We start from the raw sequence: 16,929 nt of genomic DNA, 5'->3' as shown, positions 1-16,929 counted from the left end.
ATGGCGCGACGACAACCAGAGCTGAACCCGTGATCAGACTTTGAATCGGCCCTGCGTTGCCTGGCGGCCAGCTGGCAGCGCCGCTGTCAACGCTGGCTCGCTAACAGCCGCATTGATGTGGAGACGCTGTATGGCCCGTTGATCGTCTGGTCGATCCAGTACTGGCAAAACCAAGGCCACACCTTGCATCTGGCCCTGGACACCACCATGCTCTGAAACCGCTTCTGCGTGGTGGTGGTGTCGGTGGTGGCCCATGGTCGGGCCATTCCGCTGCTCTGGCAGACGCTGGAGCATCCCAGTGCCAGCGTCAGCGCCTCGGTCTCGATCGCCTTGTTGGAGAAGGCGGATCAGCTCCTGGCTGGATTCGGGGCGATCACGCTGCTGGCCGATCGCGCCTTCCCTTGCGATGAGCTGATCGCCTGGTTCAACGGACGGTCGCGTTGGAGCTATGTGATGCGCCTGCGCGGTGACACTGAGATCCACGGCACCGCAGCGCCTCTCGGCTGCCAAGTACGCCGGTTGCACCTGCGACGTGGCGAATGCCGGGGCTTCCGCAATGTGCGGCTCTGGGCCGATGGCAGCCAGAGCGTGAACCTGGTGCTGGCCCACCCCACCGGCTTGCCGGTGGAGGAGCCGTGGTTTCTGATCAGCAACCTTGCACCCGATCTCGATCGGGTCTGGAGCTACGAGAAGCGCTTCTGCTGTGAGCAGCTGTATCGCGATCAGAAATCCGGTGTCCTCCACCTGACAGGCAGCGGTCTGCGGGAACCGCGCCGGATCGATCGGTTGCTGTTGGTGGTCGCCATCGCTGTGCTGGCGGGCAGTTTGCAGGGCTACGCCCTCAGCCTGGCGGGCCTGCGCCGGCAGGTGGATCCCCATTGGAAGCGGGGCATGAGCTTTCTGCGGATCGCCCTGGCCGCACTTTAGATGGCGGCGGCTGATGCGGCGGCCAGGTTGATGGAGTGGCTGCCCATCCCACTCCAGGAGCTCGAACCCTGCATCCCCAGCCGTCAAACCAGAAGAAGGCAGGCGCAGGCCTGGTTCTCATAGATTGAGATGCCACCGCGATTGCGATCAGCGGCTGATCACACGCCGCTGCTGGCTGTCACGTGATTCTCGCGGCTGAGATGTGTCGGGCAGGCAGCCCACTGTCTGTCTTCGTGCCCATTGGTGGGTAGTGATTACTCTTGCTGCTTGTGATAGCGCAGTTCACCTATGCCCGCGCTTGTTGGTCCCGACCTCGAGGTGCTGATGCGCCTGGGGTTGGCGGTGCTCTGCGGCATGGCGGTGGGGTTCAACCGCGCTCAGCACTTTCGCCACCCCCAGCCCAGCCGCCTGCGCATGCATGTCTTGGTAGGCCTGAGTGCCTGCTTGATGGTGCTGGCGGCGGGGCCTGATCTGGAGGCTCGCAGCCGCGTGATCCAGGGGGTGGCCACCGGTGTGGGCTTCCTGGGGGCGGGCGAAATCCTGGTGGACCGCCGCGGCAATGGCCATGACGACCCCACCCCGCAGGTGCATGGCCTCACCAGTGCGGCCTCAATCTGGTTTACGGCCGCTTTGGGCGTCACCGTGGCGGCGGCGAGCCCTCTGATGGCGTTGGTGGCATTGCTGCTCGCCCTGCTGGTTTTGTCGCGTTCCGGTCAGGCCCATGGCTGAGAACCTCTGGAGCCACAAACCGTGGTGGTGTCAGCCTTGGTCGATCGTGCTCACCGGTGTGGTATCGGTGGGTGGCAGCTGGTGGTGGCTGCGGATCTGGTGGATCACGGCGCCGCTGGCGTTTGGGGTGCTGCTGTGGTGGTGGCTGTTTCTGGTGCTGGTGCCTGCGGCCTACAGAGCTGAGGTGGAGGGCAAGGATCAGAACACCGAGCCATAGCGCTCCGAGCTGGTGGAGGTTGGCGTGTCGTTGCTGGCAGGGCTCGGCCATTCAGCTTCCCAGTAGCTGATGCCGTCGCGCATGAAGGGCCTGCCGCCCAGGCGCTCGGCATCGAGCTTGGTGCCGCCCATGGCGGTGATCAGGCCGCCGATTTCCATCGGGCCCAGATCGGTTTTCATGTCCTTGCCGGCGGCGGCCAGCAGGGAGGGCAAACGCACGAGGCTTTCCGGTTTGGTCAGTTGATCGAAGAGGGCCTTGAGCAGCAGTTTCTGGCGATCCAGGCGGCCGATGTCGCCCAACTCGTCATGGCGGAAGCGCAGGAAGCCCTCGATGTCGCGGCCGCGCAGCACCTGGCGGCCCGGCTGCAGATCGATGTGGAGGCCCTGGGTGTTGTCGTTGTAGACCATCCGCTTGGGCACATCCACCTCCAGGCCGCCGAGGGCATCGCCGAGGCGCCTGATCACGGAGAGGTTCACCAGGATGTGGTGCTGCACCGGCCGGCCCAGGTGTTTGGAGAGCTCCTGCTTCACGGCATCAGGGCCGCCGAAGGCATAGAGGGCATTCGCTTTGAGCGGGCCAAAGCGGGCTGAATCGATGTAGGTGTCGCGCGGCACCTGGGTGAGCTTGGTCACGCCGTTGTCCACCCGCAGCGTGTACATCACATCGGTGTTGCCGCCCCCTACATCGGTGCCGAGGATCACCACCTCCTTCTCGCCCATGCCCGTCCAGCTGCTGAACGGATTCACCACCTGGTGATTGCTGCCTGCGGGCGGGCCATCCAGCAACTGGGTGAGCGGCGCTGCCAGCAGCAAGCCGCCACCGAGGCCCACGGCGATGGCCATCAGGATCGGGCCGCGCTCATCGCGGGGGCGCATGCCGATGCTCTTCAGGCCTGGACTCTTCATTCTCACAACTTATTTCACGCGTCTTGACCATCCCTTCAACGGAGCATAATCAGCGGTCAGTTTTTGGGCTGGCTGGCGGCTGGGTGTGAGCGATCAGAGCCGCAGGGCCTCATCGGCGCGGAGGCCCGCCTGCACCCGCCACAGGTTCACGTAGGCCCCGCCGGCGGCGATCAGCTGGTCGTGGCTGCCGCGTTCCACGATCCGCCCCTGATCCATCACCACGATCTGATCGGCGTGGCGCACGGTGGAGAGGCGGTGGGCAATCACCAGGGTGGTGCGCTCGGCGGTGATGTGATCCAGCGAGCGCTGGATGGCGGCTTCGGTTTCGTTGTCCACCGCAGCCGTGGCCTCATCGAGGATCAGCACCGGCGGGTTCTTGAGGATGGCGCGGGCCAGGGCGATGCGCTGGCGCTGGCCGCCGGAGAGCCGCTGGCCCCGTTCACCCACCACCGTGTCGTAGCCATGGGGCAGCGCTTCGATGAAGCGGGCTGCCTCGGCGAGATCCGCTGCTCGCGCGATGGCGGCGCGGGGCGCCTCAAAACTGCCGTAGGCGATGTTCTCGGCCACGGTGCCATGGAACAGAAACACCTCCTGGCTCACCAGGCCAATGGCGCGGCGCAGGTCGGCCAGCTGCAGCTGTTGGATCGGGATGCCGTCGAGCTCGATCGCGCCGCCCTGGAGCTCATAGAGCCGTAGCAGCAGTTTCACGATTGTGCTCTTGCCCGAGCCGGTGGCACCCACGATGCCGATGGTGCTGCCGGCGGGTACCTCCAGGTTGAAGTTCTCGAGCAAGGGTTCGCGGCCGCTGTAGGCGAAGTCGACCTGGCGGAAGGCGATGGCTCCGCGTACGCGGCTCAGGGGCAGGGGGCGATCACCGCTGGGAATGGCGATGGGGGTGTCGATCAGATCCAGCACCCGCTGGCTGGAGGCCATGGCGCGTTGGTAGTCGTCGAGGGTGCGGCCCAGGCTGGTGAGCGGCCAGAGCAGCCGCTGGGTGATGAACACGAGGAAGGAATAGGTGCCCACGGCGATGGTGCCGCTCCAGGCCTGGAGCCCGCCGATCACCAGGATCGCCAGGAAGGCGAACAGGATCGCGAACCGGATCAGCGGGATGAACGCAGCGGAGAAACGGATCGCCCGGGCGTTGCTCTCTCGGTAGGCCTGGCTCTGTTCGGCGAGCCGTTGGTTTTCCCATGGCTCGGCGGCGTAGCTCTTGATCGTGAGCATGCCGCCCAGGTTGTTGGCCAAGCGGCTGGCCAGATCACCGGCGCGCTCGCGCACCTCGCGGTAGCGAGGCTGAAGCCGCTTCTGGAAGTTCAGCGATCCCCACAGGATCAGCGGGATCGGAATAAACGACACCCCAGCGACACCCGGGGAGAGCCACACCATGGCGCCGCCGACGGCGAGCACGGTGGTGATCAGCTGCAGGAGTTCGTTGGCACCGTGATCGAGAAAGCGCTCCAGCTGATTGATGTCGTCGTTGAGGATCGCCATGAGGCGACCGCTGCTGCTCGCTTCAAAGAAGCCCATCTCCAGCCGCTGCAGATGGCTGTAGGCCTCAAGCCGCAGCTCGTGCTGCACCGTTTGCGCCAAGTTGCGCCAGAGCAGGGCGTAGAGGTAATCGAACAGCGATTCGGCGCTCCAGATCACAAAGGAAAGCGCCGCCAACACGCCCAGCTGAGCGGGCACGGAGGTGACGCCGAAGGCCGCCAGCCAGGAGGTGTTCTGCTGCACCACCACATCCACAGCCAGACCGATCAGCACCGGTGGGGCCAGATCGAACAGCTTGTTGAGCACCGAGCAGCTGGCCGCGAGCCACACCAGACGGCGGTGGGGGCGCAGGCTGCGCAGCAGGCGCTGCAGGGGCGGTTGAGAAGAAGCCATCGCTGCATTCAAGAGCAGGCCTCTGCGTCAGGGCTGCGCGCTTGATGCGTCTGTGAATCTGTTGCATCTGGACATTGCGGCGGGGTGCGGCGGCGTTAGACCGGTGGTGTCACCACCAGGAGGTGTTCATGACACGGACCCGAGACTTCCACCGCTTCCACCGCTGGACAGCGCAGTTGCGTCGCCGCAGCCTGCGCAACGCCTTGCCGGAGCCCCGCGAAGGCGAACTGCAGCCCACCTATCCCGTGAGCGAGGTGCGCTGCCGCGAGTGGCAACGCGATCAGCTGCACGATCTGACGGAGCTTGAGGAACGCGAAGCGATCGCCTGATCCAGACGCATCAAAAAGCCCTGGGCCGGCATCACTGCCGGTACCCAGGGCTTTCGTTTGAGCCGAAGCTCAAGACTGGTGGATCACCAGCGGTTGCCGCCGCCACCGTCGTAGCCGCCGCCACCGCCGCCGCCGTAACCACCACGGTCACCGCCGCCGCCGTAGCCGCCACCGCCACCGCGGTTGCCACCGCCACCGCCGTAGCCGCCACGGCCACCGCCGCCACCGCCGTAGCCGCCGCCACCACCACCGCCGCCTTGGCGGGGGGTGGCCTTGTTGACGCGGATCATGCGACCCATCCACTCCACGTTCTGGAGGTCGTCGACGGCCTTTTGCTCGTCGGCCTCGTTGGCCATTTCGACGAAGGCGAAACCGCGCTTACGGCCGGTCTCACGGTCGAGGGGAAGGCTGCACTTGGCCACTTCGCCGTACTGGCTGAAGAGGTCAAGCAGATCCTCTTGTTCGGCCTGGAACGAGAGGTTGCCGATGTAAATGGTCATTCCTTGATGCGGAACCTGAAAACTGATCCGTGGGTGCTGCGCGGTTCCGGGTGGAGCCAGTAAGCCTTTGAATCTCCGTCACCCTACAGGGGCGCCGTTTGCAAGGCTGGCGCCTGCTGCAGGGGTGCTGCGCCACATGAAGAGGCTTGAAGCAACCCCGAAGGGAAGCGGAAGAAACGCCCCGATCCCCAACTAATGTCCGATTGTCAGTAAATCCACACTCGTAGCGAGCGCCTCCGATGACGGCACCCGTGCCCTGGAGTCTGGCCTGGAGCGAAGACGGGGAGCTGGCTCCCCAGGATCGCTTTGATCTCTTGCAAAGCCTGGTGGCCAGCGAATGCGAGAGCGTGCAGCCCAGTCTGGTGGTGGCGGTGGAGCGCCTCAGTGTGGAGCAGCTGACGTTGCTCTCGAGCGAACTCTCCACCGAGGGGCTCACCGGCTTGTGCGCCTGAGCCCCGCTTGAACCGGATCAGTCGCGCGAGCGGCTGATCTGCAGTTCACGATTCATCACCTTGAGGCGCCGCAGGCCCTGGAACACGTCTTCGGGCATGCCCTGGGGCAGGTCCACGAGGCTGTGGGCATCGAAGATCTGAATGCGACCGATGCTGCGGCCGTTCAGACCCGCTTCGTTGGCAATCGCGCCAACGATGTTGCCCGGCTTCACGCGGTCGCGCCAGCCCACCTCGATGCGGAAGCGCTCCATGCCGGATTCCGGCGGGCCGGATTGCTCACGGGGGCCGCGGCGGCCGCCGGGGCCGGGACGCTCCTGGCGACGCGGGTCGCGCATGCTGTCACGCCCACCCTCACGCCGGTCGTCGCGGCCAGCGGCCTGGCGGATCCAGCTTTCATCGCCTTGCACCAGCAGCGGCTGAGGACCCACCACCAGCTGCAGGGCGGCGAGGGCCAGCTGCTCGGGAGTGGCGCCACTCTCTTGGGCGACCCGTTGCACGATCTCCGAGAGCAGGGCGCGCTCTTCATCGCGGCCTTCGGTGGTGAGGCCGTCGCTGAGGCGCTGGCGCAGGCGATCCAGGCGGCTCTGGTTGATGGTGGCGTTGCTGGGGATCGGCATCGGCTCGATCGGCCGGCCCACCGCCCGCTCCAATCCGCCGAGGAAGCGCCGTTCCCGCGGGGTGACAAACAGAATCGCGTCGCCGCTGCGACCGGCGCGGCCGGTGCGGCCGACCCGGTGCACGTAGGCCTCGGAATCGAAGGGGATGTCGTAGTTCACCACCAGGGTGATGCGATCCACATCGAGGCCGCGGGCGGCCACATCGGTGGCCACCAGCACATCCACCGTGCCGTTCTTGAGGCGCTCGATCGTGCGCTCCCGCTGGCTTTGAGCCACATCGCCGTTGAGCACAGCCACGTCGTAGCCCTTGGCTTCGAGCGCTTCCGCCACGGTGACGGTGATCGCCTTGGTGCGGGCAAAGATGATCACCCCTTCTTTGGTTTCCGACTCGAGCACCCGGGTGAGGGCTTCGAGCTTCTGGGGACCGTTGACGGTGATGAAGCGCTGGCGAATCCGGCTGGAATCGGCGCCCTTGGTTTTGATCGTGACCTCAGCAGGATCGTTGAGGTATTTGTGCGAAATACGCCGAATTTCGGGCGGCATCGTGGCGGAGAAGAGCACCACCTGGCGCTCGCTGGGGAGCTGCTCGAGCACCCACTCCACGTCGTCGATGAAGCCCATGCGGAGCATCTCGTCGGCTTCGTCGAGCACCAGGCTGCGCAGGCCGCTGAGGTCGAGGGTGCCCTGGCGCATGTGGTCCATCACCCGGCCGGGGGTGCCCACCACGATCTGCACGCCGCGCTTGAGGCGCACGATCTGATCGCGGAAATCGGAGCCGCCATAGAGGGGCAGCACGCGCAGGTGCGGCATGTTCACCGCATAGCTCTTGAAGGCGTCGGCCACCTGGATGGCCAGCTCACGGGTGGGGGTGAGCACCAGCACCTGGGGGGTGCGCTGCTCCGCATCGAGGGCTGCGAGCATCGGCAGCGCAAAGGCTGCGGTCTTGCCGGTGCCGGTCTGGGCCTGGCCCACCAGGTCGCGGCCGAGCAGCAGCTCGGGGATCGCGGCCTTCTGAATCGGGGAGGGCTCTTCGTAGCCGATCGCCGTGAGGGCCTCGAGCAGCTCAGGTGCGAAGCCAAAGCTGGCGAAGCCTGAAGGCTTGGCTGGGATCACGGTGGTGCTGACCTCCAGTGATGCCTCGCTGCTGGCGGCGGCGCTGCCGGCGAGATCGAGGGCGCTCAGATCTACCGCAACCTGGGCGGCGCTCACCTGCGCTGCGGTGTCTGTCTCGCTTTCGGTGTGTTGAGCGAGCTCGGATGGCGTCTGGACGTGGTCTCCCGTCTGGACGTGTTGCTCAGTCTGGACGCGCTGATCCACAGAGCTGTCGAGGCTCTCACAAAGGTTTTGGGTCACGTTTTGAATGGCTGGGCCTGAAATGTCCTTCGTCGACAGGCCGGCAGACACCCTGGTAATGAAGCGGACGTGCTTCGAATAACTGCCTTGCCCTTACACAAAGGGTCTCGATCTCAACCTAACACTTCACCTGAAGTGCCCTCGGCGACGCGTTGGTAGTCATCGGCGATGCGTTCGATGTCGTCTTCGCTGAGCCGTGCACCCCGTTGCACTTCCACGATCAGCAGATCCTGATCACCGGCGCTGGCGCGGTGCAGGGCGCCGCAGGGGATCAGCAGGGTGCAGCCGGCTCTGGCTTCATGGCTCTCGTTGTCGCAGAGCAGCGTGCCGTGACCGCCCACCACCACCCAGTGCTCGCTGCGGTGGTGGTGGCGCTGCAGGCTGATGCGCTGGCCGGCGCGAATGCAGAGGCGTTTCACCAGGTAGCCCTCACCGCTGCCCAGCGGCTCAAACCAGCCCCAGGGGCGCTCCACCACGTTGGTCATGGTCTTGACGCTAGATGGATTGCAGCGGTGTGACCAGCAGCACCCGTCGGCGAGCCCGGGTGAGACCGGTGTAAAGCAGGCGCGGATCGCTGTGGCGGCTGGGGGGGAGCAGCAGCAACACCTCGCCGTACTGGCTGCCTTGCGCTTTGTGCACCGTGAGGGCCAGGGCTGGTTCGGCTCCCGCCAGCCGGGCCGGGTGGAGCAGCCGGCCGGAGCTCATCCACACCAGCCGTTGGCCTTCGCGCTCCACGAGTACGCCGATGTCGCCGTTGGCGAGCTCCTGCTCCGGGCGGTTCAGCCGGTTGAGCATCGGCGTGCCCAGGGGCCAGCGCTCCAGCGGCGCCCCCAGCGCAGCACCGAGCAGGGCACGGTGCAAGGCTTCCACCCCCCAGGGCCCTTGGCGCAGCGGGCTCAGGGCGATGCGTTGCTCCAAGGCCTCGAGCAGAGCGGCGCTGTCGTCGGGATGCAGCTGCTCCCCCTGCCAGCGCAGCCCCTGGCTGAGGTCCCGCAGCCGCTGTTGCTGCTCACGCAAGGGCTGAAGCACAGCCGTGGGCAGCTGGGGCAGGGGGGCCTCCAGCCATTGCAGGTTGGCGCCTGGCGGCAGTTGCTCCAGCTGCGGCCGCAGGGCGTCGAGTGGCTCGATGCCGCTGGGTTGTGGTTGGCGCAGGGCTGAGGCCACGGCGGCGATGGCGCCGTTGTTGCGGTAGGTGGTGGTGAGTTCGACCACGGCTGAGCCCAGCTGCTCGCGGCAGGCCGGACGGCAGAGCTCCTCGAGCACGGCGCCGGTGCCCACCGGCGGCAGTTGGCCCGCATCGCCCACCAGCAGCAGGCGAGCCGTGGGAGGGAGTGCGCTGAGCAGAGCACGCATTAAGGGCAGATCCACCATCGAGAGCTCATCCACCACCAGTAGATCGAGCTCCAGCGGCCGCCGGGCATCACGGCCAAAGCGGTTGCTGCCCCGGGCCTCGAGCAGGCGGTGCAAGGTGGAGCAGGGCAGTGGTTGTGCGCCGTTGAGCGCTGCGCCCAGGCGAGCAGCCGCCTTGCCCGTGGGGGCGGCCAGCTGCACGCGCAGCTGGGGCTCGATCGTTAAGGCGGCCTCAAGCATCCGCGCCACGGTGGAGGTTTTGCCGGTGCCCGGTCCGCCGAGAAGCAGCACCAGTTGGCGTTGCAGCAGGGTTTGGGTGGCCGCCAGCTGCTGGGCATCGAGGCCGGCCGCCGCGGCTGTCGCCAGGGCCGTTTTGAGGGCGCCCGCGCTTGGGGCGGGGGTGAGCGCTGTGGCGGCCCGCGCAATCACATCGCTGAGGCAACGCTGCAGCTGCTCCTGCCAGCGCCGCCAGCGCAGCCAGGGGCCATCGCACACGAGCAGAGCTGAGTCGGGCCAGGCATCGGCTTCGCTCGCCAGGTCGCTCAGCTCCCTCGCCTCCACCATCCACCCGCTGGCCGCCAGCGCCTCGAGGCATCCTTCCGGCAGCACGGCCTGGCGCAGATCGAGGCCCAGCTCGCCCTGCTCCAGGGCCTCGATCAAGGCTGCGATCAGCGGCTGCAGCAGCGCCGGATCCACGCCGGCTGCCGCTGGTTGGCGGCGCCGCAGGGTGTCGTGCAGGGCAGCGGCGAGTGTGCTCACGGTTGCCCCTCCCGTAGCAGCGCATCGAGGGCGAGCAGGCGCTCGAGCGGTGGGGTGTCCACCAGCACTCCCGGAACGCCCGCTTCCGGATCCGCCATGGGCCCTGGCACGCCCCGCAGGAACACGTAGGCGTAGCCACCCAGGTGGTCGGCGGGGTTGTAGCCCGGTAGGCGCCAGTGCAGGTAGCGGTGCAGGGCCACCAGATACAGATGCGCTTGCAGGGGGTAGTGGCTGCGCACCATCAGCTCGGTCATGGCGGGTTGCTGGTAGTCGGCCGGGCCGCAGGCCACCACCTGCCCTTGGCTGCTTTTGCGGCCCAGCCAGTTGCTTTTCCAGTCGGCCACCCACCAGCGCTGCTGCCACTGGAACACCAGATCGATCGAGCCGGTGAGGAAGCCGCGGCTGGCCACTTGCAGGCCGCGCAGCTGCCGGCCGTAATCCGCCCCGAAGCGGCTGCCTGGATGTTGCTCAAAGGCCGCGGCCAGGCCGCTGCTGCGCACCAGACGATCGGGAGCAGCGTGGGCCAGGGGCAGATCGAAGTTGAGTTCGCTCAACCAGCTGCCGCTGGCGAGATCCATCAACCGGCAGGCGCCCAGAGCACCCCCCAGCGGACTGCGCACCAGTTGCACCAATCCCTCGAGCAGCGGCTCGATCAGCTCAGCCTCCAGGCCTGCCCGCTCCAGCTCCTGCAGCAGCAGCGGCCGGCTGGCTGGCGGATCCTCAGCCAGCTGCGTGAAATCGAGCTGCTCGAGCATGCGGTGCAGCGCATCACCAGGGCCGGCGCCGCGGGGGAAGTGGGCCAGTGGCCCCAGGACGGGCCAGAGGGCGCTGGCGGCTGGAGCGGCTGTGGCATCGCTCTCGTCTGGGGCGGTGAGGGCATCGCTGTCGCGGCCCTCGTCCTGGGCCTGGGGCGGCAGCGCTGCTTCGGCATGGGCCCAGGCGGAATAGCTGGCACGGCCCCAGCGGCTATCGAGCGGGCGGCTGGGGGTGGGGCCGAGCTGCAGTGCTCCGCGTTCGGGATCGGGGCGCCAGGGACGATCCGGCGGCGGCAGCTGGGCGGGGTCGATCCGGTGCAGATCGGGCAGCTCCGGTTGCTCCAGCCAGGGGCTAAGAGGGTTGCCGGCTTCGGCGTGTTCGGCCCCGGGCCAGGCGAGCACCAACAGGTGTTGGGCTCGGGTGCAGGCCACGTAGGCCAGGCGTTCGGCTTCCTGCAGCTGGGCTTCGTAGTCCTGGGCGGCGGCGGCGCGGCCGGGGCCCCAGTAGGGATTGAGGTGCAGATCCAGCCGCGGCGCAGCGTTGCCGGGCGGTGCCCAGCGCCGCCCCAGCCGCTGGGCACCGGCGCGGGCCGGAGCTGGTGCTTTCCACAGGTAGGGGCAGATCACCACCGGATATTCGAGGCCTTTGCTGCGGTGCACCGTCACCACTGCGATCGCCGATTGGGCCGCGTCGCTGCGGCAGAGGTGGGCATCGGGCGGGTCGCGCTCTTCCTGCAGCCGCAGGTTGCGCAGCCAATCCGCCGCCGCCACCGCCCCCAGCCCCTGGCTGTGCATCTGCTCCTGCACCAGCTCGGCTGCTTGTTGCAGATCCGCCAGGGCCCGGCCCCGCAGCGAGAGCTGCGCCAGCCCGTCGGCGGCGAGTAGTTCGGCGAGCACGCCGGTAAGCCCCAAGCGCGGCAACTGCTGCGCCCACTGGCTGAGATCGGTGGCCAGTTGATCCCAGCGCTCCGGCGGGCTGCTGCGCAGCTCGTCTGCCGACCAGCCCAGCAGGGCTGAGGCCGCTAGCAGCCGTTGGCGGCCGGGATCGCTCGGACTGGCCAGGGCATCGAGCAAACGCTGCAGCGCCGTGGCCCCCACCGTTTCGAACACATCGCCGCGGCTCACCAGCCGGCTGGGGAGCTGCCGCTGCTCCAGGGCAGCGCGCAGGCTTTCGGCCTGGCTGTGGCGGCCCACCAACAGGCAGAGATCACCAGGCTGCAGCCCCCGCTCGTCGTCGCCCTGGCGCAGCACCAAGCGCCGCTCCAGCAACGCCTGGCACCAGGCCGCCACGCGGCTTTCGAGCTGGGCGGCCTCCACGGGCAGGGCTTGCAGGGGCGTTTCGCCCGCCGCCAGCCGGAGCTCGCCCTTGCGGGCCTGGGCCTCCACGGCGGGCACGTCCAGGCCGGAGCGCACCAGGCCGGGCCGCATCAGGACATTGAGACCCGCCACCAGGGCCTCGCTGGAGCGGCGGTTTTCGGTGAGGCCGTAGCTGGTGCTAGCTGCCGCGGCCGCTTGGCGATAGGTGGCCAGCTCACCGCCGCGGAAGCGGTAGATGGCCTGCTTGGGATCGCCCACCATCACCAGTAGGTGCGGCGAGCCGGCGCCGGTGAAGGCCCGCTGCAGGATGCGCCACTGAATCGGGTCGGTGTCCTGGAATTCATCGATCAGGGCGGCGCGGTAGCGCTGGGCCACGGCCGCCAGCAGCGCCGACCCGCCGCCATCAGGGCTGGTGTCGGGTTGTGCATCCGGGCCTGGATCGAGGGCCTCCAGCAGCTGGCCGAAGCTCATCTGGCCGCTGCGTTCGCGCCGGCGGGCCAGCTCGCCGCGGCCCCAATGGGCGAAGTGCAGCAGCGCCAGTTCCGCCGGCCCATCCACCAGCGCGGCGATCGCTTCAATCAGCGGCCGCTGCGGCAGTGACACCCCATCGCCATGGGCCAGCGCCGCCACCTTGCAGAAGCTGCCGGGGTGGAAGTAGCCAAGCAGCTCGCTCTGGCTGAGCACCTCCTGATAGCTCGGTGCTGCGCTGGGATCGGGCCTGCTATCGAGCCAGGCCTGCACCCGTTCGAGCTTGTCGGGTTTGGGTTTGAGCCGGTAAGGCTTGGCGGCGATCCCCAGGCTTTTCAGTTCACGGGCCGCGGCGGCCAGATCGTCTTCCAGGGCGGCGCTGCGATCCAGCCATTCCTGGTGGAAGCGCCGCCAGAGCTCGGGCCAGAGCGCCTCCAGTTGCGGGGCCAGCGGCGCCTCGCTGCGCAGCGTTGGCGGCAGGGGATCGAGCGCCAGGGCCGGGTCGCCATCGAGGCTGCCCAGCAGCGAGGCGAGCTGCTCGGGTGTGACGTGCCGTTGACGCAGACCCGCCAACAGGCCGGCGGGGAGGGGCAGCACCTGGCGGCTCCAGTAGTCGTGCACCAGCTCGGCGCGGCGTTCGCGGCCCTCGCTCTCCAGGCTCACCGCTGGCCCCAGGCCCGCCTCGAGTGCCTGGCGCTGCAGGGTGCGGCGGCAGAAGCCATGAATGGTGGTGATGTCAGCGCGATCGAGCTGCTCGAGCGCCAGGAGCAGGCGGCCGCGCAGCAGCGCTGGTGGGTTGGGGCCCAGGGCTTCGAGCCAGGCCGCCAGTGGTGCATCGCCTGGTGTGGCGGCACTGCCGGGCTCGAGCAGGAGCAGGGCCTCCTGCAGGCGGCGGGCGATGCGATCGCGCAGCTCCGCGGCCGCAGCATCGGTGAAGGTGACCACCAGGAGCTGCTCCACCGTGAGCGGGGCGCTGCCCTCGCTGAGCAGACGCAGCACCAGGTGGGCCAGGGCGAACGTTTTGCCTGTGCCCGCACTGGCCTCCAGTAGGCGGATGCCCGGGCTGAGGGGCATGGCGTTGGCATCGAAGCGGATCAGGCTCATCCCTTCACCTCCTGGCGCCGCTCCAGCAAGGGCCCGTGCAGCTCCAGGGCCAGCGCCTGCCGCTCCGGCGTGAGCAGCTGCTCGAGGGGCAGATCGGCGCCGAAACACACCGCCTGCACCGGATCGCGCCGTTCCCCCCGCACCATGGCATTGCCCTCCCAGGCGCCCAGGGCCGCGCTCCAGCGGCGGTGCTCGGCCGCGGCGGCATAGGCCCAGCCGGTTTCCGGGGGGAGGGGCCAGCAGCGCAGGCGATGGTGGTGGTGCCACTGGCGCAGTTGCTCCAGCTGCGCGGCCGCGGCGGAGGCGGGCAGCGCCTCCAGCCGCTCCAACACCCGGAAGCGATGGCCATCCCGGCCCACCAGGGCGGCGCCCGTGGGGGCCAGGCCGGCGGCGCAGGCCAGCAGCAGCTCCAGCCAGAGCACTAGCCGCTGCGGTGTGCGCGGCTTGGCGGTGTGCACCAACACCAGCTGGCGGCCGCGCCAGGGCAGCTCCGCCGCCAGCCCATCCCAGCTGACCTGGCGCAGCTGCGGCTCCCCGAGCACCTCCAGGCAGCTGCTCAGGGCCAGCCAGCGCTGCTCCAGCTGCTGCACCTCCAGTTCACCGGCGGCCCGCGGCGGGATCAGGCCCGTGCCCCGCTCCAGCTGCTGCCAATCGGGCAGCGCCGGGGGCAGCGGATCGAGCTGTTGGCGCAGCAATGTCGCCCGCTCCCGTTCCCCCAGCTCCAGGGCATCGCGATCGAGCACGGGGTGGTCGAATTCGCGCGGGCGCAGTCCGAGGTCGTCCAGCCAGCAGCGCTGCGGCTGCTCCAGCCATCGGCGCAGCGCGCTCCAGGTTTGTTCGGGCGTGGCCGCGGGTTCCGCCTCCTGCGGCGGCGGCGCCGGCATGGCGCTGAAGGCCAGCCCCCGTGCCGGTGGTGCCGCCAGCCCCTGCTCGAGCTGTTGGCGGGCCTGCAGCAGGCGGCGATCGCAGCTGGCGGGCGGCCAGGGGTCCGAGGGCAGGAAATTGGCGCGCTCGAGCGGGTTGGCGCAGTGCACCCGCAGGGGCAGCTGCGGTAGTTCGCGGCTCAGCCATTCCAGCCATTGCCGCACCGGCGTGGAGGCCTCGAGCGTTTCACCGGTGCGCTCATCGCGGTTGCTCCAGCTCACCAGCAGGTGCTGCCGCGCAGAAAGCAGGCTTTCAAGCAGTACATAGCGGTCTTGATCGCCGCTGCTTGGATCCCCCAGCTGGCGCTGTTGCTCGAGCAGGTGGAAGCCGGGCCGCTGCCGCTGGCGCGGGAAGGCACCGGCATCCAGGCCCATCAGCACCACCACCTTGTGGGGAATGGCGCGCATCGGTTCGAGCGCGCTGATCGTGAGGGCGCCGGAGCGATGCCCGAAACGGCCGCTGCCCTCGCTCAGGCGCTCCCCCAGCAGCTCCGCCACCACGGGCGCCGCCAGCTCCAGAGCGCTGGCCTCCGCCACCGCTTTCCAATCAGCTAAGGCGGCATGAATGCTCTGCAACTCCCAGGCCCGCTCACCGCCCTCGCCGAACAGGGCGCTGAGCAGCGGCCGCAGGCCTGCGATCCACTGCGCCGGCGTGCGCGGTTGCCCGAGCCAGCGCAGCTGTTGCAACAGGGCCCGTAGCAGGGCGATCCAGCGCTGTTGCTGCTCAACGCTGCCCTCCATCGCCAGCGGGGCACAGTTGCCGGGGGCCAGACCCGGCTGCTCCGGCAGCACCAGGCCGAGCACGAGGCGATCGAGGGCCCACTCGAGGCTGTGGCTGTCGTCGCCGCCGCGATCAGCGCCATCGAGCCCCCAACGGAAGCCGGCCTCCTGCAGCACTCGGCTGATCGCGGCGGCATCATCCCCCGTGAGGCCCTGGGCCTCGAGCAAGGGCGTGCAGGCCAGTAGCCGCTCCAGGGCTGAGGCGGTGAAGCGCTCTCCCCCCAGTTGCAGGAGCTCCAAGAGCCCCTGGCTGATCCCCGCCTCGCTCTGTTGGCTGCGGTCGGTGAGGCGCCAGGGCAGGGTGACGCCGGTGGCGCTGCTGTCGCCGAACACCGCCCCCACCAGCGGCGCGAAGGCCTCCACCTGGGGGGTCATCACCAGGATGTCGCGCGGTTCGAGGCTGGGATCGGCCGCGAGCAGCTGCAACAGGCGATCACGCAGCACCTGCAGCTGGCGCAGCCGGCCTGGGCAGGCGTGGAACTCCAGTGAGCTGTCGCCGGGTGGGGCCTGCAGCGCTTGAGCGGCTTCGCCATCGGCGTTGCCGCTCGCCAGCCGCTCCTGCAGTTGCTCCAGCAGGGAGGCGGGGCGGCCCTGCTCGGCGGCCACGGCGGCGGGCGCAAAGAACAGATCGCCTTCGCGCCATTCCCCCAGCTGGCTCTCGCCGCTGCCCTCGAGCAGCTGTTGAAATTCAGCTCCCAGCCGCCCGAAGCGTGCCTCCAGCCCGGGCACCTCCAGCAGCCAGTCGCTGCTCAGTGGATCGCGGCTGCCTGCGCCCTCGCGCCGCTGCCAGAGGTTGCGGCAGGGGGTGAGCAGGTAGAGCTCCACGGCCTGGCAGGCCGAGATCGCCTGGAGCAGCTCCACCTGCACCGGCGCCAGGCTGCTCAGGCCAAACAGCCGCAGCGGCTGGGTGTTGTGGAGCTCTGGCCGCCAGCCCTGCTGCAGCCGGCGGATCAGCGCCAGGGCCCGCAGACCGAAGGGTTCGCCCGGGAGCACCTGCGCCAGGTTGCGCACCAGGAGCGGCTGCCAGAGCAGCGCCGGGGGGAGGGGCTGGCCGCGGCTATCCACGCCGTTGCCCTGCAGCCAGGCCTCGAGCATGGCCGGGCGATAGAGGCCGTAGTCGTCGATGGCATCGGCGATGGCCCGGGCCAGCTGCCAGAGGGGATGATCGAGCTGGCGCAAGGAGCTGTTGCCCTGGCGCTGCTGCAGCCAGCGCTGTAATGGCGCGGCCTCCGGCTGCTCGAGCAGAGCGGGCAACTGCTCCAGCAGCGGCCACACCAGGTTCTGGGCCCGCCAGGGGTCGGGGCCGGTGAGCGGGCACGCATCGAGCCAGCGATCCACCAGCTGCCGCAGCTGGCTGGTGGGGAAGGGAAAGCGCAGGTTGGCCGCAATGCCGGCGCTGAGGCCCGTGGCGATCTGCTCCCCCAGCCAGCGGCTGGTGGGCCAGGTGTTCACCACCACCTGCACCTGCTCCAGCGGCCCGGGGGGCTCCAGCTGCAGCTGGGCTGCTAACACCTGGGCCAGCAGTTCGGCGCGATTGCTGCGATACAGCGTGAGCAAGGC

The 16,929-nt window shown here is 68.8% G+C and carries 13 protein-coding genes; 5 read left to right on the top strand and 8 right to left on the bottom strand.

Going from position 1 to position 16,929, the window contains the following annotated elements:
* Nucleotides 1-231 precede the first annotated feature (231 nt).
* The 3 genes from H9532_RS10920 to H9532_RS10910 all read left to right on the top strand — a co-directional run bounded on the left by H9532_RS10920 (nt 232) and on the right by H9532_RS10910 (nt 1,873).
* Nucleotides 232-927 (top strand): hypothetical protein, encoded by a 696-nt coding sequence (locus H9532_RS10920; protein WP_296368345.1) that lies wholly within the window; start codon nt 232-234, stop codon nt 925-927.
* Nucleotides 928-1,215: 288 nt separating this feature from the next.
* Complete coding sequence (locus H9532_RS10915) at nt 1,216-1,656, top strand: MgtC/SapB family protein (RefSeq protein ID WP_296368342.1); 441 nt, start codon at nt 1,216-1,218, stop codon at nt 1,654-1,656.
* Nucleotides 1,649-1,873 (top strand): DUF6737 family protein, encoded by a 225-nt coding sequence (locus tag H9532_RS10910; protein WP_296368340.1) that lies wholly within the window; start codon nt 1,649-1,651, stop codon nt 1,871-1,873. Before H9532_RS10915 ends, H9532_RS10910 begins: the two co-directional genes overlap by 8 nt.
* Here the strand turns inward: H9532_RS10910 and H9532_RS10905 are convergent.
* Together H9532_RS10905 and H9532_RS10900 are read right to left on the bottom strand one after the other, a co-directional pair.
* Complete coding sequence (locus H9532_RS10905) at nt 1,855-2,778, bottom strand: LCP family protein (protein WP_296368338.1); 924 nt, start codon at nt 2,776-2,778, stop codon at nt 1,855-1,857. The genes H9532_RS10910 and H9532_RS10905 overlap by 19 nt on opposite strands.
* 93 nt (nt 2,779-2,871) lie before the next feature.
* A complete protein-coding gene (locus tag H9532_RS10900) occupies nt 2,872-4,662 on the bottom strand; it encodes an ABC transporter ATP-binding protein (RefSeq protein WP_296368335.1) in 1,791 nt (596 codons plus the stop codon).
* 128 nt (nt 4,663-4,790) lie between these two features.
* Here H9532_RS10900 and H9532_RS10895 point away from each other — a divergent pair, with 128 nt between their 5' ends.
* On the top strand, nt 4,791-4,991 hold the full coding sequence (locus H9532_RS10895) for a hypothetical protein (protein WP_296368333.1): 201 nt from the start codon (nt 4,791-4,793) through the stop codon (nt 4,989-4,991).
* 83 nt (nt 4,992-5,074) lie between these two features.
* On the opposite strand, the gene H9532_RS10890 is transcribed toward H9532_RS10895, so the two are convergent.
* Nucleotides 5,075-5,491, bottom strand: coding sequence for an RNA-binding protein (locus H9532_RS10890; protein WP_296368330.1), 417 nt, complete (start codon nt 5,489-5,491; stop codon nt 5,075-5,077).
* A gap of 239 nt (nt 5,492-5,730) precedes the next feature.
* Between H9532_RS10890 and H9532_RS10885 the strand changes: the two genes are divergently transcribed.
* Nucleotides 5,731-5,943: a hypothetical protein gene (locus tag H9532_RS10885; protein ID WP_136644158.1), complete on the top strand. Its 213-nt coding sequence runs from the start codon at nt 5,731-5,733 to the stop codon at nt 5,941-5,943.
* 17 nt (nt 5,944-5,960) lie between these two features.
* Here the strand turns inward: H9532_RS10885 and H9532_RS10880 are convergent, their stop codons facing one another.
* The 5 genes from H9532_RS10880 to H9532_RS10860 all read right to left on the bottom strand — a co-directional run bounded on the left by H9532_RS10880 (nt 5,961) and on the right by H9532_RS10860 (nt 16,926).
* Complete coding sequence (locus H9532_RS10880) at nt 5,961-7,769, bottom strand: DEAD/DEAH box helicase (RefSeq protein WP_296368325.1); 1,809 nt, start codon at nt 7,767-7,769, stop codon at nt 5,961-5,963.
* A gap of 257 nt (nt 7,770-8,026) precedes the next feature.
* The gene (locus H9532_RS10875) at nt 8,027-8,398 is read right to left on the bottom strand and encodes a phosphomannose isomerase type II C-terminal cupin domain (protein ID WP_296368323.1); all 372 of its coding nucleotides are present in this window, start codon (nt 8,396-8,398) and stop codon (nt 8,027-8,029) included.
* A 10-nt stretch (nt 8,399-8,408) separates the two neighbouring features.
* On the bottom strand, nt 8,409-10,022 hold the full coding sequence (locus H9532_RS10870; protein ID WP_296368321.1) for an AAA family ATPase: 1,614 nt from the start codon (nt 10,020-10,022) through the stop codon (nt 8,409-8,411).
* A complete protein-coding gene (locus H9532_RS10865; protein WP_296368319.1) occupies nt 10,019-13,666 on the bottom strand; it encodes a UvrD-helicase domain-containing protein in 3,648 nt (1,215 codons plus the stop codon). The genes H9532_RS10870 and H9532_RS10865 overlap by 4 nt, the downstream gene beginning before the upstream one ends.
* Entirely contained in the window at nt 13,663-16,926 is a 3,264-nt protein-coding gene (locus H9532_RS10860) for an exodeoxyribonuclease V subunit gamma (protein ID WP_296368317.1), read from the bottom strand. Before H9532_RS10860 ends, H9532_RS10865 begins: the two co-directional genes overlap by 4 nt.
* Nucleotides 16,927-16,929 lie beyond the last annotated feature (3 nt).

The sequence above is a fragment of the Vulcanococcus sp. Clear-D1 genome (genome assembly GCF_014654725.1).
Classification (GTDB): Bacteria; Cyanobacteriota; Cyanobacteriia; order PCC-6307; family Cyanobiaceae; genus Vulcanococcus.
This window is presented reverse-complemented; position numbering and strand designations above follow the sequence as displayed.